This is a genomic window from Amycolatopsis marina, from assembly GCF_900111885.1.
GTDB lineage: Bacteria > Actinomycetota > Actinomycetes > Mycobacteriales > Pseudonocardiaceae > Amycolatopsis > Amycolatopsis marina.
The window spans coordinates 44057-70193 of record NZ_FOKG01000006.1; the positions used below are offsets into that span (position 1 = coordinate 44057).

General features: G+C 68.2%; 31 protein-coding genes and 2 pseudogenes. 14 read left to right on the forward strand and 19 right to left on the reverse strand.

Annotated features, from left to right (window positions below):
• Positions 1-10 precede the first annotated feature (10 nt).
• A complete protein-coding gene (locus BM199_RS11530) occupies positions 11-571 on the forward strand; it encodes a DUF1360 domain-containing protein (RefSeq protein ID WP_091672798.1) in 561 nt (186 codons plus the stop codon).
• On the opposite strand, the gene BM199_RS11535 is transcribed toward BM199_RS11530, so the two are convergent.
• Positions 568-1116, reverse strand: a complete 549-nt coding sequence (locus tag BM199_RS11535) for an SPW repeat protein (protein ID WP_091672800.1) — start codon at positions 1114-1116, stop codon at positions 568-570. The genes BM199_RS11530 and BM199_RS11535 overlap by 4 nt on opposite strands.
• A gap of 41 nt (positions 1117-1157) precedes the next feature.
• Positions 1158-4193: an FAD-binding and (Fe-S)-binding domain-containing protein gene (locus BM199_RS11540; RefSeq protein ID WP_342741707.1), complete on the reverse strand. Its 3036-nt coding sequence runs from the start codon at positions 4191-4193 to the stop codon at positions 1158-1160.
• A 77-nt stretch (positions 4194-4270) separates the two neighbouring features.
• On the opposite strand from BM199_RS11540, the gene BM199_RS11545 reads away from it, so the two are divergent.
• Together BM199_RS11545 and BM199_RS11550 are read left to right on the forward strand one after the other, a co-directional pair.
• On the forward strand, positions 4271-6061 hold the full coding sequence (locus BM199_RS11545) for a thiamine pyrophosphate-requiring protein (RefSeq protein ID WP_091672802.1): 1791 nt from the start codon (positions 4271-4273) through the stop codon (positions 6059-6061).
• 3 nt (positions 6062-6064) lie between these two features.
• Positions 6065-7162, forward strand: a complete 1098-nt coding sequence (locus tag BM199_RS11550) for an enolase C-terminal domain-like protein (protein ID WP_091672803.1) — start codon at positions 6065-6067, stop codon at positions 7160-7162.
• 36 nt (positions 7163-7198) lie between these two features.
• Here BM199_RS11550 and BM199_RS35195 read toward each other — a convergent pair.
• From BM199_RS35195 to BM199_RS11570, 5 genes and pseudogenes are all read right to left on the reverse strand, one after another.
• Positions 7199-7312: pseudogene (locus tag BM199_RS35195) on the reverse strand (helix-turn-helix domain-containing protein); the annotation flags it as partial.
• Between the two features lie 21 nt (positions 7313-7333).
• Complete coding sequence (locus tag BM199_RS34505; RefSeq protein WP_245788303.1) at positions 7334-7639, reverse strand: DUF6879 family protein; 306 nt, start codon at positions 7637-7639, stop codon at positions 7334-7336.
• Positions 7640-7670: 31 nt separating this feature from the next.
• Positions 7671-7784 (reverse strand): annotated as a pseudogene (locus tag BM199_RS35085) (DUF6879 family protein); the annotation flags it as partial.
• A 217-nt stretch (positions 7785-8001) separates the two neighbouring features.
• Positions 8002-8718, reverse strand: a complete 717-nt coding sequence (locus tag BM199_RS11565; RefSeq protein ID WP_091672805.1) for a 5-formyltetrahydrofolate cyclo-ligase — start codon at positions 8716-8718, stop codon at positions 8002-8004.
• A gap of 18 nt (positions 8719-8736) precedes the next feature.
• On the reverse strand, positions 8737-9903 hold the full coding sequence (locus tag BM199_RS11570; protein WP_091672806.1) for a helix-turn-helix transcriptional regulator: 1167 nt from the start codon (positions 9901-9903) through the stop codon (positions 8737-8739).
• Positions 9904-10429: 526 nt separating this feature from the next.
• On the opposite strand from BM199_RS11570, the gene BM199_RS33270 reads away from it, so the two are divergent.
• From BM199_RS33270 to BM199_RS11595, 4 genes are all read left to right on the forward strand, one after another.
• Entirely contained in the window at positions 10430-10645 is a 216-nt protein-coding gene (locus BM199_RS33270; RefSeq protein WP_143101821.1) for a hypothetical protein, read from the forward strand.
• A gap of 333 nt (positions 10646-10978) precedes the next feature.
• Positions 10979-11239 (forward strand): hypothetical protein, encoded by a 261-nt coding sequence (locus BM199_RS11585; protein ID WP_091672811.1) that lies wholly within the window; start codon positions 10979-10981, stop codon positions 11237-11239.
• Positions 11240-11290: 51 nt separating this feature from the next.
• Positions 11291-11632, forward strand: a complete 342-nt coding sequence (locus tag BM199_RS11590; protein WP_091672812.1) for a hypothetical protein — start codon at positions 11291-11293, stop codon at positions 11630-11632.
• A complete protein-coding gene (locus BM199_RS11595; RefSeq protein ID WP_091672814.1) occupies positions 11629-11997 on the forward strand; it encodes a HEAT repeat domain-containing protein in 369 nt (122 codons plus the stop codon). Before BM199_RS11590 ends, BM199_RS11595 begins: the two co-directional genes overlap by 4 nt.
• A 252-nt stretch (positions 11998-12249) precedes the next feature.
• Here BM199_RS11595 and BM199_RS11600 read toward each other — a convergent pair whose 3' ends face one another.
• The 8 genes from BM199_RS11600 to BM199_RS11635 form a co-directional block, all read right to left on the reverse strand.
• Positions 12250-12387 carry a hypothetical protein gene (locus tag BM199_RS11600; RefSeq protein ID WP_245788304.1) on the reverse strand — a complete coding sequence of 46 codons (138 nt, stop codon included), beginning with the start codon at positions 12385-12387 and terminating at the stop codon, positions 12250-12252.
• Positions 12384-13442: a glucose 1-dehydrogenase gene (locus BM199_RS11605; protein WP_091672815.1), complete on the reverse strand. Its 1059-nt coding sequence runs from the start codon at positions 13440-13442 to the stop codon at positions 12384-12386. The genes BM199_RS11600 and BM199_RS11605 overlap by 4 nt, the downstream gene beginning before the upstream one ends.
• A gap of 26 nt (positions 13443-13468) precedes the next feature.
• Positions 13469-13879 (reverse strand): four-helix bundle copper-binding protein, encoded by a 411-nt coding sequence (locus tag BM199_RS11610; protein ID WP_091673185.1) that lies wholly within the window; start codon positions 13877-13879, stop codon positions 13469-13471.
• Between the two features lie 34 nt (positions 13880-13913).
• The gene (locus BM199_RS11615) at positions 13914-14303 is read right to left on the reverse strand and encodes a hypothetical protein (RefSeq protein ID WP_091672817.1); all 390 of its coding nucleotides are present in this window, start codon (positions 14301-14303) and stop codon (positions 13914-13916) included.
• Between the two features lie 60 nt (positions 14304-14363).
• A complete protein-coding gene (locus BM199_RS11620) occupies positions 14364-14795 on the reverse strand; it encodes a PPC domain-containing DNA-binding protein (RefSeq protein ID WP_091672819.1) in 432 nt (143 codons plus the stop codon).
• A gap of 66 nt (positions 14796-14861) precedes the next feature.
• Entirely contained in the window at positions 14862-15743 is an 882-nt protein-coding gene (locus BM199_RS11625; RefSeq protein WP_177242578.1) for a YihY/virulence factor BrkB family protein, read from the reverse strand.
• A gap of 214 nt (positions 15744-15957) precedes the next feature.
• Complete coding sequence (locus tag BM199_RS11630) at positions 15958-17433, reverse strand: DUF2867 domain-containing protein (protein ID WP_091672822.1); 1476 nt, start codon at positions 17431-17433, stop codon at positions 15958-15960.
• 20 nt (positions 17434-17453) lie between these two features.
• Positions 17454-17645 (reverse strand): hypothetical protein, encoded by a 192-nt coding sequence (locus BM199_RS11635; RefSeq protein WP_091672824.1) that lies wholly within the window; start codon positions 17643-17645, stop codon positions 17454-17456.
• 158 nt (positions 17646-17803) lie between these two features.
• Here BM199_RS11635 and BM199_RS11640 point away from each other — a divergent pair, with 158 nt between their 5' ends.
• Positions 17804-18124 (forward strand): DUF2795 domain-containing protein, encoded by a 321-nt coding sequence (locus tag BM199_RS11640; protein ID WP_091672825.1) that lies wholly within the window; start codon positions 17804-17806, stop codon positions 18122-18124.
• A 22-nt stretch (positions 18125-18146) separates the two neighbouring features.
• Here BM199_RS11640 and BM199_RS11645 read toward each other — a convergent pair whose 3' ends face one another.
• On the reverse strand, positions 18147-18380 hold the full coding sequence (locus BM199_RS11645) for a hypothetical protein (protein WP_091672827.1): 234 nt from the start codon (positions 18378-18380) through the stop codon (positions 18147-18149).
• Between the two features lie 249 nt (positions 18381-18629).
• Between BM199_RS11645 and BM199_RS11650 the strand changes: the two genes are divergently transcribed.
• From BM199_RS11650 to BM199_RS11660, 3 genes are all read left to right on the forward strand, one after another.
• Positions 18630-19259, forward strand: a complete 630-nt coding sequence (locus BM199_RS11650) for an alpha-ketoglutarate-dependent dioxygenase AlkB (RefSeq protein WP_091672829.1) — start codon at positions 18630-18632, stop codon at positions 19257-19259.
• Positions 19260-19435: 176 nt separating this feature from the next.
• Positions 19436-20146 carry an ANTAR domain-containing protein gene (locus tag BM199_RS11655; RefSeq protein ID WP_245788305.1) on the forward strand — a complete coding sequence of 237 codons (711 nt, stop codon included), beginning with the start codon at positions 19436-19438 and terminating at the stop codon, positions 20144-20146.
• 9 nt (positions 20147-20155) lie between these two features.
• Positions 20156-20920: a GAF and ANTAR domain-containing protein gene (locus BM199_RS11660; protein WP_245788306.1), complete on the forward strand. Its 765-nt coding sequence runs from the start codon at positions 20156-20158 to the stop codon at positions 20918-20920.
• On the opposite strand, the gene BM199_RS11665 is transcribed toward BM199_RS11660, so the two are convergent.
• A complete protein-coding gene (locus BM199_RS11665) occupies positions 20921-21169 on the reverse strand; it encodes a hypothetical protein (protein ID WP_091672831.1) in 249 nt (82 codons plus the stop codon).
• 88 nt (positions 21170-21257) lie between these two features.
• On the opposite strand from BM199_RS11665, the gene cmtR reads away from it, so the two are divergent.
• Positions 21258-21584, forward strand: coding sequence for a Cd(II)/Pb(II)-sensing metalloregulatory transcriptional regulator CmtR (cmtR, locus tag BM199_RS11670; protein ID WP_091672833.1), 327 nt, complete (start codon positions 21258-21260; stop codon positions 21582-21584).
• Positions 21585-21622: 38 nt separating this feature from the next.
• Entirely contained in the window at positions 21623-23455 is a 1833-nt protein-coding gene (recQ, locus tag BM199_RS11675; RefSeq protein WP_218160335.1) for a DNA helicase RecQ, read from the forward strand.
• A gap of 4 nt (positions 23456-23459) precedes the next feature.
• Here recQ and BM199_RS11680 read toward each other — a convergent pair whose 3' ends face one another.
• Entirely contained in the window at positions 23460-23717 is a 258-nt protein-coding gene (locus BM199_RS11680) for a hypothetical protein (protein WP_091672835.1), read from the reverse strand.
• A 150-nt stretch (positions 23718-23867) separates the two neighbouring features.
• Complete coding sequence (locus tag BM199_RS11685; RefSeq protein WP_091672837.1) at positions 23868-24848, reverse strand: DUF3048 domain-containing protein; 981 nt, start codon at positions 24846-24848, stop codon at positions 23868-23870.
• 122 nt (positions 24849-24970) lie between these two features.
• Between BM199_RS11685 and BM199_RS11690 the strand changes: the two genes are divergently transcribed.
• Entirely contained in the window at positions 24971-26116 is a 1146-nt protein-coding gene (locus BM199_RS11690; RefSeq protein WP_091672840.1) for a J domain-containing protein, read from the forward strand.
• Positions 26117-26137 lie beyond the last annotated feature (21 nt).

Consider the following 26137-nt stretch of genomic DNA (forward strand, 5'->3'; position numbering starts at 1 on the left):
GGAGTGGTGAATGTTGGCACTGACCAGGACCGCCCACCGGATCCGCGAGTTGTATCAAGGTGACGCGCAGCGTCCCCTTCGCGGATATGCGGTGGTGCTGGGCACCTACGGAGCCCTGGCCGGCGCACTCACCGGCGCCGGCCGGGCGCTCGGTGTCCGGGTGCCCGAACGCATCGGCCTCGGGGACACCGTTCTTCTGACCATCGCGACGCACAAGGCGAGCAGGTTGCTGGCGAAGGACACGGTCACCAGCCCGCTACGCGCGCCCTTCACCCGCTATCAGGAACCCGCGGGCCAGTCCGAGTTGCACGAGTCGGTCCGTGGCCAGGGAGCCCAGCATGCGATCGGCGAGGTGCTCACCTGTCCGTTCTGCCTCGCCGTCTGGGTCGCGTCCGGCCTCACGGCAGGCTTGGCTTTCGCCCCCAGACAGACCCGGCTGATCAGCACAATACTCACGGTCGTTGCGGGAGCCGATGTGCTGCACCTGGCCTATGACGGCGGGAAGCAACTGCTGACGCGCGTGTCGAATGAGGCACGGCAAACGGAGTCCGCCAAGACGCACGGACGTTAGCGCCCGTGCGCGGCTCCCTCGTTCTCCCTGCGGCGCATCGCGAACGTGATCGCCGCGCTGATCACCGCCAGTGCCAGCACGACGATTCCGACGACGACGTCGTTGACCACCGCCCGGCTCGCGTCCTGGCCCTCGTTGTAGCCGAGCACGAACGGCGCGGCCACCAGCCACCCGCCCAGGACGGCGTTCACCAGGCTGAACCACGGCACCTGACGCGGTGACACGGTGCGCACCAGGGCGAGCAGCGCGATGGCCACCCCCAGCACAACGTCGTTCCAGTAACCCGGCCTGCCTGCTCCCGTCCCGGCGTAGTCGAGCGCGAACGGCGCACTCGCCAGCCACACGCCCGCGAGGAACGCGAGGCCGCTGGGCAGGCTGGCGCCGAAGGATTCCGGCCGTGGTTCGAACATCGGCGGCGGCGAATAGGCGTACGGGGCGTCCTCGGGAGCCCACGGCGGCGACTCGCTCAGCTTCCCCTGACCGAGGGAACAGCCGTCGGGCACGTCTTTGGCGTACTGCTCGGGGTACTCGTGCGGTCCGCTCATGGGGTCGTCCTCTCTGCAGGGCCGGTCGTCCTGCGGTGCGGTCAGCCGAATCTGCGCCGCAACGATCGGGCGGCGAACGCAACCGGCGCGGCCACGAGTGTCGTGGCGCCGGCCACCGCTGCGGCCTTGCCCAGCGGCGATGGCGGCGGCGGGCGGCTCGGGACCGGCTCCCCGCCACGGACGGCAGCGGCGAGTACCTCCGCGCTGTGCAGCGGCGCATCGCTGCCCGACTGCTCGATTTGTGTGCGGCAACTGAACCCGTCGGCCAGCACCAGCGTGTTCTCGTCCGCCTCCCGGACGGCGGGCATCAGTTTGTCCTCGGCGCAGGCCACCGACACGTCGTAGTGCCCCTGTTCGAAACCGAAGTTCCCGGCGAGACCGCAACATCCCGCGTCGAGCACCTCGACGTCCACACCGGACTCCCGCAGGAGCTCTCGGTCGGCCTCGAACCCGAGGATCGCGTGGTGGTGGCAGTGCGGCTGCGCGATGGCTTGCCTGCGCTCCCCCTGGAGGCTGGGCCGCCAGTCCGGGGCACGCTCGGCCAGCAGTTCGGCCACGGTCCGCGTCTGCCCGGCGAGCCGGTGGGCATCCTCGTCGCCGTGCATGAGCTCGGGCAGGTCAGAGCGGAACACGGCCGCGCAACTGGGTTCCAGCACCACCACGGGCGTGCCGTCGCGCAGCTGCGGGCGCAGGACCTCGAGTGTGCGACCCAGAACCCGTTTGGCAGTGTCGAGCTGACCGGTGGATATCCAGGTAAGTCCACAACAGACGGTCTTCTCCGGGACCTCGACGGCGAACCCGGCCGCTTCGAGCACTTCGACAGCGGCCTTCGCCACAGCCGGATGGAAGCCGTTGGTGAACGTGTCCGGCCACAGTAGGACCGTGCCCAGCTCGCCGGTAGAGTTCGGTCCACGGCGGGCGAACCAGTCGCTGAATCGCTCCTCGGCGAACAGGGGTATCTCCCGCCGCCGGTCGACCCCGCCCGCGGCCTTCAGCAGCCGGCTCAACCCGGGCGTGTGCGCGAGGGCATTGACCCAGCGCGGCGCGATCGCCGCGAGCCGGGCCCACAGTGGCAGCCAGCCCATCGAGTAGTGCGGCATCGGCCGCAGTCTGCCCTCGAAGTGGTGCGAGAGAAACTCGGCCTTGTAGGTGGCCATGTCGACGTTGACCGGGCAGTCGCTGCGACAGCCTTTGCAGGCGAGACACAGGTCCAGTGCGTCGTACACGGCCTCCGACCGCCACCCGTCGGTGATGACGTCCCCGTTCAGCATCTCGAACAGCAGTCTGGCCCTGCCGCGCGTGGAGTGCTCCTCCTCCCGAGTGGCGCGGTAGCTCGGGCACATAACTCCGTTCTCCTCACCCCTGCACTTGCCCACCCCGACACAGCGGTTGGCGGCGCGGCTGAAGCGGTGGTCGTCCTCCGGGTAGGCGAAGTGCGTGCTGGGCTCCCACGGCCGGAACCCCGCTCCCTGTCTCAGGTTCGTGTCCAGTGGGTCGGGATGCACCAGTTTGCCGGGGTTCATCCGGTTGTCCGGGTCGAACAGCGCCTTGCACTCCTGGAACGCCGAGACGATCGCATCACCGAACATGACCGGCAGCAGTTCTCCTCGCGACTGACCGTCGCCGTGCTCGCCGGACAGCGAACCGCCGTAGGCGACGACGAGCCGGGCGGCCTCCTCGGCGAACGCCCGATAGCGGGCGATGCCCTCGGCGGTCATCAGGTCGAACGGGATACGGGTGTGCACGCAGCCCTGACCGAAATGCCCGTACAGTGCGGCGGCCCCATAGCCGTACCGACCCAGCAGCTCGCGGAAGTCGCGCAGGTAGTCGCCGAGACGCTGCGGGGGCACCGCCGCGTCCTCCCACCCCTCGTGGGTCTCGGGACCCTGCGGTGGGTAGGCGGTGGCTCCCAGCCCGGATTCACGTGCCTCCCACAGGTTCTCCTCCTCTTCGGGGTCGTTGAGGAACGCCGTGGACGGTGCGCGCTCTCCCCTACCGAGGTCGTCGATCAGTGCCCTCGCCTTGCGGTCGGCCTCGTCCTGGTCTTCACCGACGAACTCCACCATCAGCCAGCCACTGCCCTCCGGCAGTTCCCGCAGCGCCTTCTCGGCGAGGCCCCGGCTGTGCTCCAACTCGATGAGCCGGTCGTCCAGTCCTTCCAGCGCGTGCGGCTCGTGCGGCAGCACGTCGTTGACCGCGTCGGCGGCGACGGTGACGTCCGGGTACCCGAGCACGACCAGGGTGCTCGCCGCGGGCGTCTCGACCAGTTCGAGTTCCGCACGAAGCACCGTGACGAGCGTGCTCTCACTGCCGACGAGGGCCTCCGCCAGGTTGAACCGGTTCTCGGGCAGCAACGAATCGAGGTTGTAGCCGGACACCCGTCGCGGGATGTCCGGGTAGCGGGTCCGGATCTCGGCGAGGTAGCGGTCGCGCAGATCGCGCAGGCCGCGGTAGATCTCCGCCATGCGCCCGCCCTCGGCGAGCGCCGCATCGTACTGCTCGTCGCTGGTCTCCCCCACCCACATTCGCAACCCGTCGTAGGTGAGGATCTCGAGCTTACGTACCGACTCCGCCATCTTCCCGTAGGCCTGCGCGGTCGATCCGCACGAGTTGTTGCCGATCATCCCGCCTATCGTGCAGCTGACGTGCGTGGACGGTTTCGGTCCCACCATCAGCCCGTACGCGGCGAGTTCGTCGTTGACGTTGTCCAGCGCGACCCCCGGCTCGATGACCGCCGTCCCGCGTTCCGTATCCAGGGACACAAGGCGGGTGCAGTACTTGCTCCAGTCGATGACCACGGCGATGTTGCAGCACTGGCCTGCCAGACTCGTTCCGCCTCCCCTGGAAAGCACCGGAACGTCGTGTTCGTGGCACACCGCGACCGCGTTCACCGCGTCGTCCACGGTGGACGGCAGCACGACACCGATCGGCACCTGCCGGTAGTTCGACGCCGCCGTCGAATAGGTGCCCCTGCTGCCCGCGTCGAACCGGACCTCGCCCCGCACCCGCCGTCGCAGGTCCTCCTCGAGCGCCTGGTACGGAACCGTCGGCATCGGGAGTTGCCGGGTCGTGCTCACGCGTCCTCCCCAGGGTTGAGTACGTGGCATGCGGGTAGCCGGTGACTGAGGAATGCCCGACCGAGCGAGGAGGAAACATGCCGGAGACGGTTGGCGACTACCTGCTGCAGCGCCTGCGGGACTGGGGCGTCGAGGAGGTGTTCTCCTATCCGGGCGACGGGATCAACGGGATCCTCGCCGCGTTCGAGAAGGCCGGCAACGAGCCCCGTTTCGTGCAGTCGCGACATGAGGAGATGTCGGCGTTCCAGGCGGTCGGGTTCGCCAAGTTCACTGGCCGGGTGGGTGTCTGCATGGCGACCTCCGGTCCCGGCGCCGTGCACCTGCTCAACGGCCTCTACGACGCGAAGCTCGACCACGTCCCGGTCGTGGCCATCGTCGGCCAGACCGCGCGCAGCGCAATGGGCGGGCACTACCAGCAGGAGATCGATCTTCAGCCGCTCTTCAAGGACGTCGCCAGCGAGTACCTCGTCGAGGTCAACGTCGCCGAACAGCTGCCGAACGCGCTCGACCGCGCGTTCCGCACGGCGGAGGCTCGGCGGTCACCAACAGCGGTGATCATCCCGGCCGATCTCCAGGAGGAGGAGTACACCCCGCCGCAGCACGCGTTCAAACACGTTCCCTCCAGCCCGCCGAGCGTCGCCAGGTCGGTCGTCGTGCCACCGGACGACGAGGTCGGCAGGGCGGCCGAGGTGCTCAACTCCGGCGAGAAGGTCGCCGTCCTGGTTGGCCAGGGTGCGCGCAATGCCGCCGACGAGGTCCGGCAGCTCGCCGACATCACCGGCGCGGGAGTGGCGAAGGCGTTGCTCGGCAAGGACGTGCTGCCGGACGATCTGCCCTACGTCACCGGGTCGATCGGCCTGCTCGGCACCAGGCCGAGCTACGAGCTCATGCGGGACTGCGACACCCTGCTCATCGTCGGGTCCAACTTCCCGTACACCCAGTTCATGCCGGAGTTCGGACAGGCCAGGGCGGTGCAGATCGACATCGACGGCAGCCTGATCGGTATGCGTTACCCGACCGAGGTCAATCTGGTCGGCGAGGCGAAGGGCACCCTGCGCGCACTGCTCCCGCTCCTGCAGCGCAAGCAGGACCGGTCCTGGCGAGAGACGATCGAGAAGAACGTCTCCGACTGGTGGGACACCATGGAGCAGCAGGCGATGCTGGAGGCCAAGCCGGTCAACCCGATGCGGGTGGTGCACGAACTGTCGCCGCGCATCCCGGAGGACGCGATCGTCACAGCCGACTCCGGGTCGTCGACCAACTGGTACGCGCGGAATCTGAGGATGCGGGGCCGGATGCGCGGCTCCCTCTCCGGTACCCTCGCCACGATGGGGCCCGCTGTCCCATACGCCATCGGCGCGAAGTTCGCCCATCCTGACCGGCCGGTGATCGCCCTCGTCGGCGACGGTGCCATGCAGATGAACGGGCTCGCGGAGCTGATCACCATCGCGCGCTACCGGAAACTCTGGTCGGACCCGCGGCTGGTCGTGTGCGTGTTCCACAACAACGATCTGAACCAGGTCACCTGGGAGCTGCGGGCGATGGGTGGCTCGCCGAAGTTCGAGGAGTCACAGTCCATTCCGGACATCTCCTATGCCGACATCGCGCGTTCGCTCGGCCTCGAGGCGATCGCCGTGGACACGCCGGACGCGCTGGGCGATGCCTGGGATCGCGTGCTCGCCGCCGACCGGCCCGCGGTGCTCGACGTGCGCTGTGACCCGGAGGTCCCGCCGATCCCGCCGCACGCCACGTTCGAGCAGATGAAGTCCACGGCTGAGTCGGTACTCAAGGGTGACCCGAACGCATGGCACCTGATGCTGCAGGGCGCGAAGACGAAGGTGCAGGAGTTCATCCCGAATCGCCGCTGAGTCATGATCGGATCCGCGATCGAGGACCTGACCGCCGCGGCCTACCGGATCCCGACGCCGGGTCCGGAGGCCGACGGCACGCTTCGCTGGGACGGCACGACCATCGTCGTCGTGCAGGTGCACTGCGGTGACGTCACCGGGCTGGGCTGGACCTACGCCAACGAGGCCTGTGTGGATCTCGTGCGGGGAGTGCTCGCCGACCGGCTGCGCGGCCGCGACGTGCTGGACACCCCGGCCTGCTGGCACGCGATGCAGCGGCGGGTACGCAATCTGGGCCGTGTCGGTCTGGTGTCGTGCGCGATGTCCGCAGTGGACATCGCGCTCTGGGACGCCGCCGCACGACTGCGGGAGATGCCGCTGTGCAGGCTACTCGGGCGGGTGCACGACAGCGTCGACGTCTACGGCAGCGGCGGGTTCACCACGTACGACGAGGCACGGCTCACCGCCCAGCTGGAGAACTGGGTCGGTGACCAGGGAATCCCCCGGGTAAAGATCAAGATCGGCGAAGCGTGGGGCAACCGCGTCGAGCGGGACGTCGCCAGGGTCGCCCACACGCGGAAGGTCGCGGGGGCGAACGCCGAGGTTTACGTGGACGCGAACGGCGCCTACAGCGCGGCCAGGGCCGCCAGGGTGGGCGAACTGCTCGCCGAGTGGAACGTCACGTGGTTCGAGGAACCGGTGTCGAGCGACGATCTCGACGGGCTGCGTCGCGTGCGCGACGCCGTCTCGGCCGACGTCGCCGCGGGCGAGTACGGCTACGACCTGCCCTACTTCCGCAGGATGCTCGACGCCGGGTCCGTCGACTGCCTGCAGGTGGACGTCACCCGCTGCGGCGGGTACACCGAGTGGTTGCGGATCACCGCACTGGCGGCGGCCGCCAACCTCGACGTGTCCGCGCACTGTGCGCCCAACGTCTCCGTGCCCGCCGCGGTGGCCACGGCGAACTTCCGGCACGTCGAGTGGTTCGCCGACCACGAACGCATCGAACCGATGCTGTTCACCGGAACGCTGAGCCCGGACGGTGGTTCGGTCGCGCCGGACCTGTCGGCACCGGGGCACGGACTGGCGTTCTCGGCGGAGGGGCGCTACCGGATCCGCTGAGCACCCACGGCCGATCGCTCTTATAAGCTTGCCGTTCTCGATCTTTGAAACCTTGGACGGCTGCCATGACAACAAATCAGCAAGCTGTCGGCCGGTCATCTTGGCCTGCTGGCGCAACTCGCGGAGTCGTGTGCCAAGTGCAACGCGCACGCTTCATGGACGTTCGAAGCGTTAGACACTCTGTTCTGCGGCAAATTCTTCCCGTCGTGCCGCGTGGTGTAGAGCCGAATCACGCCAGTAGTTGTGCTGCAGAATGTCGTGTGGGTCCTCTGTGACTTCGCCGCCCAGCCACCTGGACTGTTCATCGAAGTGGAGTTTCACGAACTTCGAGTCGAAGAGCCAGTAGTCGTGCTGGGGCAAGTCCGCAGCCTGGTCGCGTGGACGGTAGTAGATGTCCTCGCCCGACTGGCTGGTGAACTTTGAACACCACACACCGAACCGGCTGTAGTCGGTCCACCGGCGGATCAGTGCCCACACGGACGCGAGCGAAGCGCCGTCCCTCCTTCTTGGCTTCCTCGATCATGGACAGCCAGGACTTCATCCACTCAAGGTCGTCCGGCTTGCCCGAGAGGAACCTACGGAACGACTCGTCCTCGTAGGCAACGCCGTACTCATCCCGCACTTCGAGTCGGAAGGCGGTGCGCTGGAACTCGTGGAAGAGCTGCCGGAACTCCGGACCAGGCTTGATGGGCTGTGTCAGCGGTCCCCCTCCTCCTGATAGGCGTAGAACTGATCAGAGACGCGGCCGCCGAGGAGTTCGCCGGGCTTCAGGCATCGCCGATACCGATCAGGCAAGAATCAAGAGACGACTTCGGAGCGCCCAGAACAAACGCCGAAGGCTACTGAACGCGCGTTGCGTACCTCGAAGACAGTGCGGGAATCGCACTGATCTTCTCCTGACTGAGATGCTTCCAGATGATGCCCGGTGGCCGGGGCGCAGAGGGGCACTCAATTATCTCGTGCGGGGTGATTACCAAGTCGACCCGAAAGTCGTGTTCCGTCTCCGGAATCTCGCCGTCAACCACCTGGAGCTCGTGCACCGTCGTCACGATCACTGTCTTCGGGCCGAGCAGCCCGGCCTCGGCCAGTAGGCCCATCTCGATGTCTGAGTAGCCAGCGCCTTTGCCAATCCGCACACCACGCCGATCAACGGCGACGGTGCCGCACACCACCATGTCCACTGGCTGCATCGTGTCCGGACCTACTGTTGGCGCGACGTCGGCGGCTCGCTTGCTGGCGGCGGCCTCGACGTCAACCTTCGCCGAATCGAGCAGGTAGAACGGCTTGAGCGTGGCGATTTTGGGGACGGCCATGTAGAGCAGCTTGTGCTCGCGCAGCGCCGCCTCCCGTACCGGCAGTTGCGCCTTGTCCGGGTTGGCCTTGACGACCTTCGCTGCCTTCCACACATCAAGCGCAGTCAAGCGTTGCGCGGCGTGGTCAGCACCGATGAAACCAGGGATATGGCCAGCTGCGCCCGGCGGAACAACCGCGCCTGCGTGGTCAAGTGCTGTCCACACCCGTTCTCGTACCGCCCGTTTTGCCTGCGCAACGTTCATATCACTGTTGTACCCGTTTCAGCCCGGCGACATCAGGGTGAACAAGCGGTCATGCAGTTCCTGCACTGCGGGCTCGGCTCGCCATGGCCGCAACTCCAGGCCGGCCTCGAACGCGAGATTGAGCCCACCGCCACCACGGGTGTCTTCGAGGGCGTCGATGGCACGGTGGAGTGATTGGGCGGCGGCCTCGAGTTCGCCCTGCCGGGTGTAGGCCAACGCCAGGTTGCCCAGCACGATGGATTGGGATTTCTTCTTGGCGGCCAGCGACTGGGCGGCACCATGCAAGATGGGGTGAGCCTTCTGCGGCTGGCCGAGGAACAGGTAGCACGAGCCCGCCATCCGTTCGATTTCAACCGGCGTGAGGTACTCGCCCGCAACATCAGTGTCGTCTACACGGCCCAATTGGCAGCGTGCTTGTTCGATCGCCGCCTCGCACGCACGTGGTTCCCCCAGCATGGCGTGCGCTTCCGCCACGTGAAGCAACGACAAGCCAGTCAAAGCAGGGCTGGCGGCCATGCCGACGTCAGCAGCGCTTTGGGCGCAGCGCAGGCCGCGATGCGGCGCCTTCTCCCCGTACAGGGAGAGGTAGCTTTTCCGGAGAGTGGCGTAGGCCTCGCCGGTGACGTCCCCGATTCGGCGCGCCGCCTCGATCGCCTGGTTGAAGTAGGCGCGGGGCGAGGCGTGATCCCGCCGCTGCGAGGCATCCCAGATGAGCTGCCCCATGAAGGTGGCACTCTCTGCTTCCAGTGCCCACAGTTCCCGGCGCACTCGAGGCGCGGACACCTGCTGGCGCAGGTGGGTAACACGACCATGCTGTTGAGAGGCCGCTACCAGCAGTCCCGCTGATGGTGCCATGTCGTACTCGAACTGCACCTGCTGAAGTTGCAGCCGTAGTGCGGCAACCGTCACGGTGCTGACGTTCCGCGCCTCGTCGTAGTCCGTCTGCAGGGCGTCCGTCGGGGCAGGCGACACCGGGTCCACCGCATCGAGCAGTTCGCCCAGTACGTCAGGGCTGATAGTCAAGGTACGTGCCAGCTTCGGCCGGATCCACGGCTGTGGCTCGGTGTCGCCAGCTTCCCACCGCACGACAGTGGAGCGGTCGATTCCCAGGACAGCCGCTAACGCCTCTTGGCTGAGTCCTGCGGCTCGCCGCGCCCTGGCAAATCCCCGACGCTTGGTTGCCATGCGATTACCTCCCGTGCCGGGATGGTACATCGCCGCAGGTCATCCATGGTGCTGCGGCGAAAACGCATCAGAGGTGCGCCATCCACGCTCTGTCTCCTGCGCGACCGCGTCACCAAGGTCGTACCTGGGCACCCGGCGTCGGAACGGCACATTCCCCCGGATCGCAGGCGAGGGAATACCCACAGCGTTCACGCGCCTGTGATTGCGCCGGTCCGGCGTCGGGTTGCCGTTCCACCCCACCCACTCACGACGGGAACAGGAAGCGGGCGAACTCGGCATGGCGATCCGGCTGCACACCCAGGACCCAGAGACCACGGCGCACCAGCAGTGGCACCGGCGGAAGAATCAGCTTCCGACGAAACCCGTGGCGTGGTGCCCGCAACCCGCCCAGCTCTACCGCCTGATCGTCCTCACGCTCACTATCCACGCACCCTTGCCGCGGAGTGCGTTGTGCGAGCAGTGCTCCCACCCGTGGCCGTGCCCTCCAGTGGCCCTGGCCTGGCGGCTGCGCGAAGGGTTCTGAGCCGTGGACGAACAAACCCAGGCACTGGTGCAAGCCATGCACGCGGTCAACCGGCATATGCCAGGAATGGCCATGGGCTTACTGGCCGGCTCGTTGAAGCCCGCGAAGCAACACGAATTCGCCCGACTGCTCAGCGACTTGGCCGACCTGCTGCACCAACACGCCGACGCCCGCAGCGGGCAACCCACGACCGAAACCGAGCCCGACATTCCACCGTGAACCCGCTGGGCTGGCTGATCCTGGCAGTAACCCCACCACTGGCATACGGGCTGTTCTTGGTCTTCCACCACCGAGCGCGAAAGCGGCAGCAGCAGGCCGTTCAGCCGTACTCCGTCGCCAGCATCGCCGCACGGATGGAACGCCAACCAGCCGATCGACCAGTTCGCTGGCCACGCGCCGATCCCGACAGCGGCGTGGTGCGCGACGACCGACCCACCACGCAACTGCCCGCCCTCCGACCGGCTCCCCAGCACCGGCACCGGCGCTACGTCCAACAGCAGCGACCACCGAAGTAACCGAACCCCGATCCACGAATCTCGAAGGGGCAAAACCATGGCAGGACACCTCGAAGAAGCCGCCGGGGCACTGAACGCCGCCGCCGAACAAGTACCAGTTGACCTGGTCAACGGCGCCGACCAGCAGCTGGGTGCGGTCGTGCAGTACATCCAGCAAGCAGGCGGTCCGCTCGGCGAACAGCTCACCGGAGAAGTGGTCGCCGCGCAGAGCGACCTACAGGGACTGTTGGGTCGCCTGGCCGACCTCCAAGGACGACTACAAACGGCGGCACAGCAGGTATTGCAGGGCGGTGGTTGAACAGCCGAGGCGCCGCGAGCGACCCGCACGCCAACTCGGGCATGGAAGACGGTGGCGGAGGAAGCCGGAGGTGTGCGCTCCTTCCAGTCCTACACGGCGGCCAAGCGAGCACTGGGCTCGCGGCCAGGGCAGGAACTGCACCACATCGTGGAACAGTGCCAGGCCAAGCCGGAGCGCAGCGGACTGCCGGTGGAACGAGTGAACACGACCGACAACTTCGTATGGCTGCCAGTTCCGGCCCACCGGCGGATCAGTGCCCACTACAGCCAGCACCTGCCCGGGACGAACCAACGGGTACGGGACGTCCTGACAGGCAATGACTGGGATCGCCAGTACCGCTACGGTGAACGGGCCGTCTCCCGCGAGCTACGCAAAGAAGAGGAATCGCCATGACCGATGCCGAATTGTGGGCAGTCCGCAAGCAATTCTGCGACCATATACTTGCCCACTGGGCGGTGCTCGACGGCAGCGAGCCAGATGCCGATGCGGCCAACCAGCACCTGCGTGCCGCAGAACAGATGGTTGAGCAGTGGACAGCACAGAAAACGGTGCGCGACACGCTGCTGCCGTTGATAGAGGACGATAACCCGCAGATCCGCTGGGCGGCAGCGAGTTATCTGCTCCGCAACGGCGCTACTGAGGCAGCCCGGACGGAGCTGGAAGGGCTCGCGAACAGCGACGAGATTGGGCTGGTGGCATCGAGTGCCGAGGCGGTGCTGATGTCGTGGGAGCAAGAAGGGCGAAAGCCGAAGGCGTAACGGCGACAACCACAGCTAGGCCATAAATCACCAATAGCAGGTCGTTGACAAAGGCCGCCAAGTCTACGGATAAGCGACAATCATCTGGTCGAGATTGCCACTAAATTGGAAAGTCAAATGATCTCGCGTACTTGCCCGCGATGGAGCGGCCTGCGGGGCCCGAACTTAGGACAAGGCTCGATGATCCGAGTCAGTTGTCCTCCTCCAGGTAGCGGCGGGCGCACATCTTCAGCACGTCCTCCGGAATCTCGATCAAAGTCTCGGGTCCGGCGCAGCGCCGACATCCGCGAGCACCTGCGGGTCGGTGACCTTCCAGCCCTGAGCAATGTACGTCAGCCTGTCCGTTCGGTCGGTGGCGAACGGGTGGACGAACAGCGCCCCGCTGCTCACGCCTCGCCGGTCAGGTCAAGCACGACCTTCACGTCGTCCTCGTGCGCGGTGAACGCGGCGGCGAACTCGGCCAGCGGCACCCTTCGGCTGATCAGTCGCGACAGCCAGTCCGGGTCGGCCTTCGCCAGCGCCTCGGCGGCCATCCGGTAGTGGGTGAGATTGGCGTTCACCGACCCCAGAACGGCGTCGTTTTCCAGCACGATCTCCCGGTTCGTCGCCCCCGCGTCGAACCGCAGGGGCCGTCCAGGAGTGGAGACCCCGGTGAGGCACACGATGCCGTACGGCCCGGTGATCGTCATGGCGTCGACTACCAGCTGACCGACCCCCGTCGCCTCGATGACGATGTCCGGTTCGATCCTCGACGCGACCTCTGCCATGCCCTCGTGGTGGTAGGTCGCACCCAGTTCGGCCACCAGGCGTGGCTTGACCCCTTCGGTGACCCGGTCGAGGACGTGCACATCCAGGCCGCGCTGCACCCCGAGCAGGGCGGCGAGCAGGCCGATCGGCCCGGCACCCGTCACCAGGACCGAGCGTGGCTCGAACCAGGCGCGGGCACCGACCTTCTCGACCTGCTCCCAGGCCTTCACGACCACTGTGGTGGGCTCCATGAGCACACCGACGCCGGCGAGGGCGGGGTCGAGTTTCACCGCGTACTCCGACTCGACCAACCAGCGCTCGCTCCCGAAGCCGTTGAGCTCCTTGATTCCTCGTTCGCTGTACCGGCCGTTGCGGCACATGTCGAACTCGCCGTGCGCGCAGGCGACGCAGGGCACGGGATCCGGCCGCCGGACCACGCCGACGACCAGGTCCCCCGGCTCGAACCCACTGCCGCGAGGTGCCAGCGCCACCCGGCCGAGCGACTCGTGCCCGAGCACGAGCCGGACGCTGCCCGCGGGTGCCGCGCCGTACTCCCCGTCGGCGATCTCCTTGTCGGTGCCGCACACACCCACTGCCAGCCCGTCGACCAGCAGCTCTCCCGGCCCCGGTTCGGGCTCGGGCAGTTCCACAAGGGCCAGCGAATTCCGCTCGCCGGGTCGTACGGTCAGCGCCCGCATCTCGTCTCCTTGCCGTCCGTGCGAACTCAGCCCAGCGAGGTGACCAGCGTGTTGCAGGCCTCCTCGCAGCGACGGCACTGCTCGGCGCACACGCGGCAGTGTTCGTGCTGCGACGCGTGCTGCCCGCACTCGTCGGCGCAGGAACGGCACACGGTGGCGCAGGCCTGCAGAACCTCACGCGTGATGTTCGCGTCGTATCCCGTGTGCCGGGACAGCACGCGGGCGGTGGTCTCACACACATCCGCACAGTCCAGATTGGACCTGATGCACTTGCGCAACATCGGCAGCTGTTCGTCGCTTTCCGACAGACAGGCGTCAGCGCATGCGGTACAGGACTGCGCGCAGGCAAGGCATTCCTCGATGCACTTCACCAGTGCGTCACGATCGATCTCGCCGAGGTCGGCGGGATAGCTGCGGACCATGTCCGACACAGGCATGAACTTCTCCTCCGTCACATCGTGTTGCTGGTCGTCAGGCGTCCTCGCGGTCAGGGTTCTCCAACCGGAAAAAGTTGCTCCGCTCGCCGTCCTTGCGCTCCTCCTGGTACAGGAAGTTCAGCTTCCGTTGGTCGAACGTCTCGAACCACTCGTCCCAGCTGACTTCCTTCAGGTCGTCCCCGCCGTACCCGGGAAAGTCGAACCGGAGCACCCCGAGGTGGTCGCCGTGCTCGGTACCGGGCACGGTCGCGGGCTTGGCATCGCGTGCCTCGGCCCACTGCTTGATCACATCGTGGTTCGTGGTCGCCAGGCTCCGTCCCGCCCTCTCGGGCTGATCGTCGGGAGACTGGATCTCCTGGGCGTACTTCAGGGAATTCGACTCGTCCTTGCCCGTGTGCAGCTGGGTGTCGCTGTTCTTGGTCATTTCGAACCTCCTCGGTGCACCGACTACCCACCTCGATGCGCACCAATCGTCGAACGATCCTCACAGGTCGATCAGGGCCAGGCCGACGTTGTCGTCGAACCTGCGCACCACCTCGCGCGGTGACTCGGTGACCATGACCTCGAGCGTCGGACGGACTACGGCGCTGAGCAGGTGGCCGCCACGGCTGCTGCCGTCGCGTAGCCCCACCACCACGTGGGCATGCAGCTTCTTCCCGTTCTCCCCGGAGACGATGTTCCCGGCCAGTGTCAGCACCTCGGCCTGCTCCGGCACGGGGTTCTCCAGGTACCGCCGTTCGCCGAGGTCGAAGAATCCCAGTGTCACCGACTGGAATGCCCCGATGGCGGTGAAACTCGCCGTTTCCACGCCCGACTCCTCGGCGAACGTGCCGAGTTCGGCGAGCACGTCGTCCCCGGTGTCGAGCACCACCACGTGCGTACGGGGTGGCCCCTCCCCCAACAGCTTGTTGCGCATGGTCCGGCTCCTTCTCAAACGGTGGCAACTGCGATCACTCCGCCGGTTACCCAGCAGGGCGCACGCTTACCCCGGCCGACCCGGGCGCGGGTACGGCCCCCGCCGCAGCACGGCGTCGACCTCCGCGCCGAAGAGCACCGAGAACGACGAGAGGTAGAGCCAGAGCAGCAGCACGACGATCCCGGCCAGCGTCCCGTACGTCCCCTGGTAGCGGCCGAACCCTTCGACGTAGACCGAGAAGAGTGCGGACCCCGCGAGCCACAGCAGCAGTGCCGACACCGTGCCCGCGCTGCGCCAGCGCCAGGCCCCCTGCCCCCGGTCGGGGGCGTAGCGGTACAGCACCGCGAGTGCGGCGCCGATCAGCACGACCAGGCCGAGCCAGCGCGCCACGGCCACCATCCACCGTGAACTCTCGGGAACCCCCAGCACATCCAGGACGACCGGCAGGGCGGCGACGGCCCCGAGCGCGACGGCGACGACGAGGAGCGCGCCGACGGTGAACAGCAACGCAAGCCCCCTCAGCCTGAGGAACCCGCGCGTCTCCTCCTGGTCGAAGGCGCGGTTGATACCTGCGATGAGCGCTCGCATCGCGGTGGAGGTGCTCCACAACACCGCGACGACACTGGCCAGCAGGCCGAACGTCAGGCCACTCCTACCGAGCTCGACGGCGGACCGCAGCTGGCCGAGCAGGAGATCGCTGGCGCTTCCGGGCAGCGCCGACATGATTGGTTCGATCTGGTCCCGGACGTACTGTGTGTCCGCGACGAGGGCGAAGATCGTGAGCAGAGCGATCAGCGCGGGCACGAGTGCGAGCATGCCGAAGAACGCGATACCCGCCGCCGCCAGCGGAAGCTGGTCCTCACGAACCTCGTCCAACACCCGCTTCGCCACCGCCCGCCAGGCAGCGAGAGGCCTCGATGTCGTCGCCTCCTGCTCGCGCTCGGTCAATCCAGCTCCCCTGTTGATCGTCTGCCGGAACGATGCAGTCCTGTTCCTCTCGGGTAGCCGCTGCCGGCGGAACCAATCGCGGGGAAGGGGAACGGCGTTCAGCGGGTTCATCGTGCGCTGCGCGAGGAGCTGAGCCGTGCGCGGTCACACATCACCCGGATTCCGGGCCGGCTCACACGACCTCTCGTCGACGCGGAAGTGGCCGACCAGGCGGTCAGTCTGCTGGCCTCGGCGGACGTGGCCGCGCCGTCCCGGCAGGACGCAGCTCGCTGACCACGCCCTCCCGCCGAGGGATACGGGCGGAGGTGCCCGCGCGAGCGGCACTGCTGGTGATACCGCGGCCCATCACCGCGAACACGAGGTCGTGCAGCGGCTTCTGCAACCGCCAGTAGACACGCCCGGCAACGCCGTCCGGAGTGAACACCATCCGCTGGCGGTAACGACTACGGCCTCCTTCGGGGATGGCGGTGAGTTCGAGCACGGTTTCACCGGGCATCCGCAGGTCCGCCCGCAACACGAGGTGGCGCTGGTCGTCGTCGCGCGCCAGCACGGTCCAGAAGTCCACCACGTCACCGGGTTCGAGTTCGGCCGCCCGTCCCCGGTAAAGACCGACCCCGCCGAGGAAGTGGTCGAGTGCTCCCCGAGCGGCCCATACCAGTGGAATCGTGTGCCAGCCCTGCTTGCCACCCAGCCCGATGATCACCCGCCACACGTCGTCCGCGCTCGCGGCACACGACAGCACCCGTTCATCCACATAGGACCTGTCCGATTCACCCGTGCGTCGCGGTCCGATCGCCGTCGTCGCACGGCGGATCGCTTTGTCCACACTGAGCGGGCCATCAGCGGGAGGCGGCAGCACGTCGGCGATCGGCCGGGCGGAAGCGGCCAGGTCGTGGTCGAGGGAACAGAACAGCACCGTCGCGACCGCGGCGGGCACCGGTGTGCACACTCCCGCGACGCGTCCGGCCAGCTCGTGCGACCAGAACGGCGCCGGAACCGGTAGCCGGGTACGCAGCCCGGCCACCCGCGCGCAGCGCTGGACGAGCCGGAAGTAGCTCAGCTCCTCGGGCCCGGCCAGGTCGAACACGCCGTCCACGGGGTGGGCGCACTCGGCCGCGGCGACGAGGTAGTGCAGGACGTCGCTCACCGCGACGGGCGCACTTCGCCGGTTCATCCAGGATGGGAACGGGACGAGTGGGCTGTGAACGGTGAACCTGCGGAGGAGTTCGAAACTCGCCGAACCCGCTCCGATGATCATGGAAGCCTGGAGTCTCAGCGCCGGAACCGGCCCGCGGCCGAGAATGTCGCCGACCTCGGCCCTGGAAGCCAGATGTGCGGAGACGGCCCGACCGTCGTTCGGCCTCGGGCCGCCGACATAGACGAGCTGACGCACGTTCGCCTCCCCGGCCGCGCGTGCCACAACCGCCGCCGCTGTCCGGTCCAGTTCCGCGAAGTTCGCCACTCCCATCGAGTGCACCAGGTAGTAGACGACGTCCGCGCCGGTCACCGCGTCCCGGACGGCGATCTCGTCGGTGGCGTCGGCGAGCACCACGTCGGCGCCGTACAGCGCGGAAAGTCTGGCGTCCGGGGTTCGGGTCACCGCGGTGACCCGATGCCCCCGCCGCACGAGGGCAGGCACCAACAGCGAGCCGAGGTAACCCCGCGCTCCGAGTACGACGCACCAGCTCACGGGCTGCTCGCAGGCGGCGATCAGGATCGCTGGACGGGAACACTCCCGGTGGCAGCGGCGCGCCTGCGCTCACGACAGGTCGTGCAGACCAGCGTCTGCCCGATCACGGACCCGTCCTCGTCGATCAGCGCGGCCACGGTGAGGCTTTCGTAGCCACACCGCTCACAGGGCAGGGACGGGGCGTGCTTCTTGAACGCGATTCGGGTGTTCATCATTCTCATTTCGCCAGTCGAGAAGGGACAGACACCGCAGTGGGGTTCCCCACACCGGTGCTTCTACACCCATCGGTTCCGCCATACCACGAAAGCGGTGTTTCCGGTCCGGTTTCCCGCCGCCGACCAGCGGGTACGCCGACGGCGGAGGTGATCTCATGCATCAGACGACGGACGCCGACCGGCTCCGCGACGCGTTGACCGACGCCGACTTCCCGGCGAGCAAGGACGACCTCGTTCGGTACGCGGAGCGCGCGCAGGCGGACGCGGACACCGTACGAGCGATTCGCTCGATTCCACCGGTCGAGTACTCCAGCCTCAGCGAGGTTGTGCGGTCGGTGCCACTCGAGGAGGACCGGACGGAAGCCGACCGGGCCGCACAGCGGCAGAGCCACACCAAGCCGGGGGTCGCGGAACAGGAGAAGGACACCCCGACGAATCCGATCGTGGAGGAACTGGGCGAGAACCGCGGCAGCTGAGCCGCGGTCCCCGCCCGCCCCGCTACTCGTTCTCGACCCGCATCGCCCGCTCCTCAGGGGCACCAGACCGTTGCGTGCCCTCGGGGTAGGCGATCTCATCCTGCTCGCGGTCCGGCTCCAGCGCGTCGTTGCCGGGCATCGTGAACTGCGGCGCCACCGACTCCTCCGGGACCGCGGCCCCGGACGCACCGCCCCCGGCACGATCGGACTCCACGCCCTCTTGTTGCTCGCTGGGCCGCTCACGTTCTGCCGCCATCCCTGTACCTCCACGGATCGGTGTTCCCGCGCGGTGGCCGCGCCGGCATCGGCTCGGCTACCCGCTCCCCCGACGGCGAATCATCGCGACCAGTCGTCGAACGACGCACTTTCCCATGAAAGTGACATACCGAGCGCACGCAACTACCCCACTTTCCCGCGAAAGTGCGCGGCGAGGAGATCCCCGATCGGGCTGACGAAGGTGGCGTCGGACTAGAACATACGTTCGATCGTCAGGTATGGTGCGGGCATGCACGACGCGTTGCAGGGTTCGCTGCTCGGTGCCGGGGCGGAGGTAGGCCTCGGCCCATTGACGACGCTGCGCCGGACCATCCTGGGCGACGGCGCCTGGGTGGATGTCACGGCAGGCTGGCTGACCGGGGCGGACGCGGTGTTCGAGCGGCTGGCCGCCGAGGTCCCGTGGCAGGCCGAGCGCCGCCGGATGTACGACCGTGTCGTCGACGTCCCACGCCTGCTCAGTTTCTACGCCGAGGACGCGCCGCTGCCCGATCCGGTGCTGGAGGACGCCCGTGCGGCGCTGAACCGGCACTACTCGGACGAACTCGGCGAGCCCTTTCGCACCGCCGGCCTGTGTTTCTACCGGGACGGCAGCGACAGCGTGGCCTGGCACGGCGACACGATCGGCCGGGGCAGGACCGAGGACACGATGGTCGCGATCCTCTCCGTCGGCGCGCCCCGCCCACTGCTGCTGCGTCCCCGCTCCGGTGCGGCGGGGACGCAGCAGTACAGCCTCGGTCACGGCGACCTGATCGTGATGGGCGGCTCCTGTCAGCGAACGTGGGAGCACGCGATTCCCAAGACCCGAAAGCCGGTCGGGCCGCGCATCAGTATCCAGTTCCGGCCCGCGGGAGTGCGCTGAGCCGATGTCCCCGGCCCGGCCATGCCAGCGCTGCCCGAACTCCGTCAAGCACGCCGGAGCGCGATTTCGTAGGCTGAAGCCGTGGTGCACCACCGAGGGGAGCGACGAACGATGACGTCAGTGGTCCGTCCGGGCTCACCGGACACGTCGCCCGGAGCGTAGAGGCAAGCGGGACAGTGGACGGGCGGAGCCGCGAACGGCTGTGGCGCGAGGTCATCGCGAGCACGAGCCCTCCCGGCGAGAACGGCTGGGCGAACGCGGTGTGCAGGACGTGCGTGACGCTGATGTCCGGTGTGGACGCGGCCGCGCTGACCCTGCGTACGGAGTCCCGCGCGCAGGAACTGCTCGGCGCCAGCGACAGCTGGGCCGAGACGCTCGGCGAGCAGCAGTACACCCTCGGCGAGGGGCCGGGCGTGGACGCCTTCCGCCACGGCGGGCCGGTACTCGTTCCCGACTTCGGCGTGGACCAGGGCCGCTGGCCCGGCTTCGCCGAGGCCGCGATGTCGGCGGGCGCGGATGCGGCCTTCGCCTTCCCGTTGCAGGTCGGCGCGATCCGGCTCGGCACGCTGGAACTGTTCCGCAGGCGTGTCGGTGACCTTCCACCGCGGTCACTCACCGACGCGGCGGTGCTCGCCGACCTCGCGACCCTGGCCCTGCTCAACCGGGCCGAGAACGTGGAACCCACAGAGGAGGAGTGGACCAGGCCGGTGACGTCCTATCAGGACGTCAACATCGCCACCGGCATGCTCGCCGCACAACTGCACCTCACCCTCGACGAGGCGTTCGCCCGGCTCCGGGCCCACGCGTTCAGTGAGGGACGCTCGGTGCTGGCCGTGGCCAGGGACGTAATGGAACGGCGCGTGCAACTCGACCGCAGGACGCGCTGAGGGGGCGTGATGACTGACAAGTCGTATGCTGACGAGGTGCCCGCCACGCAGACCTCCATGGCCGACTCGCTGGCCGTGATCACCGCAAGCCTCGTGGGCGGTCACGACAGCAGCGACGTGCTCCGGCTGGTCACGTCGGCAGGTCAGGACCTACTCGGCTCGGCCGCCACCGGCGTGATGGTCGTCGACCCGCGTGGCGGACTCGAGGTCGTGGCGGCCTCGGACGAGCGAGCCCGGTTCGTGGAGCTTTTGCAGTCACACACCAAAGAGGGACCGTGCCCGGACTGCATCCGGTCCGGTGAGATCGTCCAGGTGGACGACATCACCGAGCACCGGCGCCGCTGGCCCGAGTTCACCGAGGCCGCGCGGAAGGCGGGCTACCTCGCGGTGCTCGCCGTCCCGATGAAACTCGGTGACCGAACGGTGGGCGGGTTGAATCTGCTCCACACCACCGTCACGAAGCCAGCTTCCTGGCAACTGCGCCTCGCGCAGACCCTGGCGGACCTCGTCGTGCTGAGCCTTTCCCAGGAGCGGGACCTGCGTCGCTCCAGCAGGCTCGCCGAGCAGACGCTGACCGCGCTCAACGACCGGGTGCTGGTGGCGCACGCCGTCGGGCTGATCGCCGGAACCTTGGACATCGATCCGCATCAGGCCAGGACCGCGCTGGCGGCTTACGCCGTGGGCCAGGGCCGCCCGGCTCCCGAAATCGCCCGCGCGATCGCCGAAGGGGAACTGGCTCCGGAGGAACTCACCGTGCCCGCGCGGGCCGACTGATCAGTCCCAGTCGGGATCGGCCTGCTCGTCGGCGGCGAGGTTCACCATCGCCACCACTCGCTCTGCTTCGGCATGCTGGCCGGTCCGGCCGTACTCGGCGTAGAGGTCCTTGCGGATGTCCTCGGCGGCACCGCCCTCCGCGGACTGCTGGATACCCACGTAGTCGTCCAGGTTCGCCCGGCTGTCCGCGCGGGCCAGCACCCTGCGCGCGAGTTCCTCGCGATCGCGAATACCCGGTGGAAGTGCCATACCATCCAGCGTCCTCTCCGGGCGATGCTTACGCCAGCCCAGTGAGTACATCGTCGAAAATGTCACCACCGAGTGTACTGTTCTTCCTATGCTCACCAGTGAGACGCGGGAGTCCGCGCTGGCCCGCCTCGGCCGCGCACTGGCCGACCCCACCCGCTGCCGGATCATGGTGGCGCTGCTGGACGGCGTGCACTACCCGGGAGAACTCGCCGAACAGCTCGGCCTGAGCAAGTCGAACGTGTCCAACCATTTGTCGTGCCTGCGTGGCTGCGGCATCGTCGTCGCGACCTACGAGGGCAGGCAGGTCCACTACGCCCTCGCCGACCCGCACCTCGCCCGCGCGCTCGGCGAACTGGTGCAGGTCGTTCTCGCCGTCGAGTCCGGCGAGGAGTGTCTCGACCCCGCGCTCCCCTGACTCATGGCGGTGTCACTGGCCCCTCGTACGATCCCGGGGTGACTTCCACCGAGACCGACACCGACCTGAGTGACGCACTGCGGATCCTGCGCCGGGTCTTCGGCTACGACACATTCCGTGGAGAACAGCAGGACATCATCGAGCACGTCGTCAGCGGTGGCGACGCGCTCGTCCTGATGCCGACCGGTGGCGGCAAATCGCTCTGCTACCAGATCCCCGCGCTCGTGCGCGAGGGTGTGGGCGTCGTGATCTCCCCGCTCATCGCGCTGATGCAGGACCAGGTCGACGCGTTGCGGGCGCTGGGTGTCCGCGCCGGTTTCCTCAACTCGACCCAGGACGCGCAGCAGCGGCGCGAGGTGGAGTCCGCGTTCCTCGCCGGTGAGCTCGATCTGCTCTACCTCGCACCGGAACGACTGAAGGTCGAGTCGACGGTGCAGTTGCTCGACCGCGGCACGATCTCGCTGTTCGCCATCGACGAGGCGCACTGTGTCGCCCAGTGGGGGCACGACTTCCGGCCCGACTACCTCGCGTTGTCCGGACTGCACGAACGCTGGCCGGACGTCCCCAGGATCGCCCTGACCGCCACCGCGACCGAGGCTACGCACAGCGAGATCGCCTCGCGGCTCGCGCTGCAACAGGGCCGTCACTTCGTGGCGAGCTTCGACCGGCCGAACATCCAGTACCGGATCGTGGGCAAGAACGAGCCCCGCAAGCAGCTGCTCGACCTGCTGCGCAACGAGCACGCGGGTGATGCCGGGATCGTCTACTGCCTGTCGAGAGCGTCGGTGGAGAAGACGGCGGAGTTCCTGGTACAGAACGGAATCGAGGCCGTGCCGTATCACGCGGGCCTCGACTCGCACACCCGCGCGCGCAACCAGTCCCGGTTCCTCAGGGAGGACGGGTTGATCGTGGTCGCGACGATCGCGTTCGGTATGGGCATCGACAAGCCCGACGTGCGTTTCGTGGCGCACCTGGACCTGCCCAAGTCGGTCGAGGGCTACTACCAGGAGACCGGTCGCGCAGGGCGTGACGGAATGCCATCCACGGCCTGGCTCGCCTACGGACTGCAGGACGTGGTGCAGCAGCGAAAGATGATCGACACCAGCGAGGGCGACGCCGCGCACCGGCGCAAGCTCGCCATCCACCTCGACGCCATGCTCGCGCTGTGCGAGACGGTGCGGTGCCGGCGCGTGCAACTGCTCGCCTACTTCGGCCAGGAGTCCGGCCCGTGCGGCAACTGCGACACGTGTCTTTCACCGCCGCAGACGTGGGACGGCACGATCGCCGCACAGAAGCTGCTGTCCACCGTGTTCCGGCTCAAACGCGACAGGGGGCAGAAGTTCGGCGCGGGCCAGGTGATCGACATCCTGCTCGGCAAGCGCACGCCGAAGGTGGCCCAGTTCGACCACGACTCACTGCCGGTGTTCGGCGTGGGGACCGATCTGCGGGATACGGAGTGGCGTGGGGTCGTGCGTCAGCTGCTCGCTCAGGGACTGCTGGCCGTGGAGGGGGACTACGGCGCGCTCGTGCTCACCGAGGCCAGCGGCGAGGTGCTCGGCAGGAAACGGGACGTGCTGCTGCGCAAGGAGCCCGAACGCGCGGCGCGGAGCACGCGAGCCGCGAAGACCAAGGGCGCCGCCAAGGCCGAGCTGCCCCCGGAGGCCGCGGACAGGTTCGAGCAGCTCCGCACCTGGCGGGCGGCGACCGCGAAGGAACAGGGCGTCCCGGCGTACGTGATCTTCCACGACGCGACGCTGCGGCAGATCGCGACGGATCAGCCGTCGACGCTGACCGAACTGGGAGCCGTCAGCGGTGTCGGGGAGAACAAACTGGCCAAGTACGGCCAGCAGCTTCTCGACGCCCTGTCCTGAGCGGTCAACGGCCCGCGGCGACCCGGGATCCGAGCCACGCGCCGTAGGCGGCGAACGCCGCGAACCCGAGCTTGCGGGTGCGCCGGTTCACGACCGCGAGGCCGATCGCGAGTTCGGTCGCCCCGTTGCGGTACACCCAGCTGCGGGTGTCCTCCGGGAACGCCGCGGCCGAAACCGGCTCGAACACCTGAGGTGCGGCGAAATGCGCGGCGCCGGTGGCGGCGAGCAGAAACCCGAATGTCTTGGCAGCGCTGCGGGCCATGGTGACGGTTCCCTTCACGGTCGGCGCGTGCCGCGGGGAGCCGCACGCGGAAAGTACGTGAGACCGAAGGTATACGGTACTCGTGGTACGCGATACTGCCGTGCGCAGACCGACCCCTCCAGGTGAGCGTCGTCACAGATGCCTTGGCTCCTACTTCGGGGCCAGCAGTATCCAGGCCGGGCCCTCGGCCAGCGGCAGATCGCTGCCGTCGCGGGCGGCGAACCGCGTCGGTTCGGCCGCGGATGCACGAGACCACGTACCCTCGAACCGCTTTCCGTCGCGCAGCACGGTGGCCTGCCCGCTGCCAACCGTCACCGCGACGGGCGAGAGGTTGCCCCGGACGTCGACGATCTCCCTGCCCGCGTGCACATCGACCCGCTGGACGACGACGGTGGCGGCGCCGATCCTGCCCGACTCCGTGGACACGAGCGGACTGCCGCCCATGCTCACCATCCAGCGCCGCCGCTCACCCGACCAGGTGAAGTCGTAGGTGGCGCCCCCGAAATCGACGCGGTGGCGACTGTCCGCGACTCCGCCGGGCGGCGCCCTGCCGTGCAGCAACGGTGGGTGGCCCCGGTACTTCTCCGCCTTGGGCAACCGGTCCGGGCGCACGAACAGGTTGTGCGGCATCCGGCGGCCCCCGTCCCGGAAGTACGCACCGGGCAGGTCCTCGGCCGGGGCGCGGACCAGCGCGGCGTTCCGCAGGAGGGCGTTCAGTTCGGGCGCGGAGCCGGAGTAGGCGAGCACGGGCTTTCCGTACTGCGCCAGCAGTTGGACATCGGTCTCGCGGGCACTGCGGACCGGGCCGACGACGGCAGGGAGCTTCCCGGTATAGAGCGCGACGAGCCGGGTGGCGCGGCCTTCGACCGGTTCGACATACACCGTGTCGGCGGCGGAGAGGCCGGTCTGCGGCCGTGCGGCGGGAACGTTGTCGAGCTTGACGGCCAGCACTCCTGGCCGGAGCGGGAGCTGCGGGGCAGACGAGGTCGGCGGCGTGGACTCCGGGCCCTGCGCGGCGGGCGACTGCGCGGACTGCGGGGCCGCGCGGATGAGGAACGTGGCCACCGCGGCCACCACCGCAACCAGGGCGACGGCCGCGCCTGCGGCACCGAGCTTGGCGCGTGTCTCCATCGAGCCTCCGACTCGACGCTACCCGTTACCAGCCGGATTCACCGGAGCGCGCGGGCAGTCGTTGCAGACTCTTCTCCATCGACCCCATATTGTGTCGGCGCAGCGGGAGGTGACCGGAGTTCGTGCACGGGGTCGACTACTACGAGCTGCTCGGGGTGAGCCCGAGCGCATCGCCGGCCGAGATCAAGTCGGCGTACCGGGCTCTGGCGAGAGCGATGCATCCGGACACCGGGGGCACCGCCGGTACGTTCCGGCTGTTGCAGGAGGCCTACGAGACCCTCAACGACCCGCTCCGCAGGGCCGAGTACGACCGTGGGGACGAGCTGGACGCCCTCGAGGACGAGCCGGCGGCCGGCGCGGGGGTCACGGTCACCTGGAACCGGGCGTCCAGGACGGCGTTTCGCTCCTATCAGCGGGAGCGGCGCCGTCGGTGGCGGTTCGGCGAGGACCCCGACTTCGTGCCCGCCCTTCCCGCGATCGACACCAGCCACGTCCTGTGGTGGCACTCGGTGGATCCACACGATCGGGTGCGGTGTCTGCCCCGGGCGTCCCTGGGGCACGCCCCCTCCCTGGCCGTCGCCGGATCGTTCCTCCTGCTCCTGACACCGTTCCTGCTCGGCGCGGATCCGTCGCCCGCTGTGCTGGCCCTCTGGCTGCTGATGCTGGCCGCGGCCGTGTTCGCCGCCGTCCACCTGCTGCGGAACTACCTCGCCGACGCGCGCAACGACCGGGCGTTCCTGACCGGCCCCGGCGGAGAGGCGGTCTCCGGCAGCACCAGTGCCGAACCGGAGGACTGGGGTGAACGGCTCACCGCCGAGTTGCTGGCGCGCTATCTGACCCGGCTCCCGGGAGCGCGGATCTTCCACGGCCTCTCGTTGCCGGGATCGGTGTTCGTCGACGTCCACCACGCCGTGCTGTGCGGCAACCGGCTCGTGCTCGTCGACTCAAAAATGTGGCTGCCCGGGCACTACAGCGCCGACGCCGACGGCGAGCTGTGGCGCGACAACCACCGGTTCCGCGGTGGCGGCAGCGACCTCGCCGAGTACGTCGACGCCTACCGGGATCTGCTGCCCGGCCTCGAGGTTCGTGGCGTGCTGCTCGTCTATCCCAGCCGAGCGGGCACCATCACCACCGGGGACGTGTCCGCGGTGGAGGTTCCGCCGATGACCCCGGAGGACTTTGTCCACGACATCGGCGAGTGGCTAGCCGACCAACCGGCCACAGTGGATCGAAACGCCTTCACCACACTGCTCGACCAGGTCGTGTGAGCCGGGAGTTCCGGTCCATTC

Excerpts from the sequence above, each read along its gene's own strand:
- BM199_RS11530 (WP_091672798.1), top strand. The coding sequence starts at position 11 with ATGTTGGCACTGACCAGGACCGCCCACCGGATCCGCGAGTTGTATCAA.
- BM199_RS11535 (WP_091672800.1), bottom strand. The coding sequence starts at position 1,116 with ATGAGCGGACCGCACGAGTACCCCGAGCAGTACGCCAAAGACGTGCCC.
- BM199_RS11545 (WP_091672802.1), top strand. The coding sequence starts at position 4,271 with ATGCCGGAGACGGTTGGCGACTACCTGCTGCAGCGCCTGCGGGACTGG.
- BM199_RS11550 (WP_091672803.1), top strand. The coding sequence starts at position 6,065 with ATGATCGGATCCGCGATCGAGGACCTGACCGCCGCGGCCTACCGGATC.
- BM199_RS11565 (WP_091672805.1), bottom strand. The coding sequence starts at position 8,718 with ATGAACGTTGCGCAGGCAAAACGGGCGGTACGAGAACGGGTGTGGACA.
- BM199_RS11570 (WP_091672806.1), bottom strand. The coding sequence starts at position 9,903 with ATGGCAACCAAGCGTCGGGGATTTGCCAGGGCGCGGCGAGCCGCAGGA.
- BM199_RS11585 (WP_091672811.1), top strand. The coding sequence starts at position 10,979 with ATGGCAGGACACCTCGAAGAAGCCGCCGGGGCACTGAACGCCGCCGCC.
- BM199_RS11595 (WP_091672814.1), top strand. The coding sequence starts at position 11,629 with ATGACCGATGCCGAATTGTGGGCAGTCCGCAAGCAATTCTGCGACCAT.
- BM199_RS11605 (WP_091672815.1), bottom strand. The coding sequence starts at position 13,442 with ATGCGGGCGCTGACCGTACGACCCGGCGAGCGGAATTCGCTGGCCCTT.
- BM199_RS11610 (WP_091673185.1), bottom strand. The coding sequence starts at position 13,879 with ATGCCTGTGTCGGACATGGTCCGCAGCTATCCCGCCGACCTCGGCGAG.
- BM199_RS11615 (WP_091672817.1), bottom strand. The coding sequence starts at position 14,303 with ATGACCAAGAACAGCGACACCCAGCTGCACACGGGCAAGGACGAGTCG.
- BM199_RS11620 (WP_091672819.1), bottom strand. The coding sequence starts at position 14,795 with ATGCGCAACAAGCTGTTGGGGGAGGGGCCACCCCGTACGCACGTGGTG.
- BM199_RS11635 (WP_091672824.1), bottom strand. The coding sequence starts at position 17,645 with ATGAACACCCGAATCGCGTTCAAGAAGCACGCCCCGTCCCTGCCCTGT.
- BM199_RS11640 (WP_091672825.1), top strand. The coding sequence starts at position 17,804 with ATGCATCAGACGACGGACGCCGACCGGCTCCGCGACGCGTTGACCGAC.
- BM199_RS11645 (WP_091672827.1), bottom strand. The coding sequence starts at position 18,380 with ATGGCGGCAGAACGTGAGCGGCCCAGCGAGCAACAAGAGGGCGTGGAG.
- BM199_RS11650 (WP_091672829.1), top strand. The coding sequence starts at position 18,630 with ATGCACGACGCGTTGCAGGGTTCGCTGCTCGGTGCCGGGGCGGAGGTA.
- BM199_RS11660 (WP_245788306.1), top strand. The coding sequence starts at position 20,156 with ATGACTGACAAGTCGTATGCTGACGAGGTGCCCGCCACGCAGACCTCC.
- BM199_RS11665 (WP_091672831.1), bottom strand. The coding sequence starts at position 21,169 with ATGGCACTTCCACCGGGTATTCGCGATCGCGAGGAACTCGCGCGCAGG.
- cmtR (WP_091672833.1), top strand. The coding sequence starts at position 21,258 with ATGCTCACCAGTGAGACGCGGGAGTCCGCGCTGGCCCGCCTCGGCCGC.
- BM199_RS11680 (WP_091672835.1), bottom strand. The coding sequence starts at position 23,717 with ATGGCCCGCAGCGCTGCCAAGACATTCGGGTTTCTGCTCGCCGCCACC.
- BM199_RS11685 (WP_091672837.1), bottom strand. The coding sequence starts at position 24,848 with ATGGAGACACGCGCCAAGCTCGGTGCCGCAGGCGCGGCCGTCGCCCTG.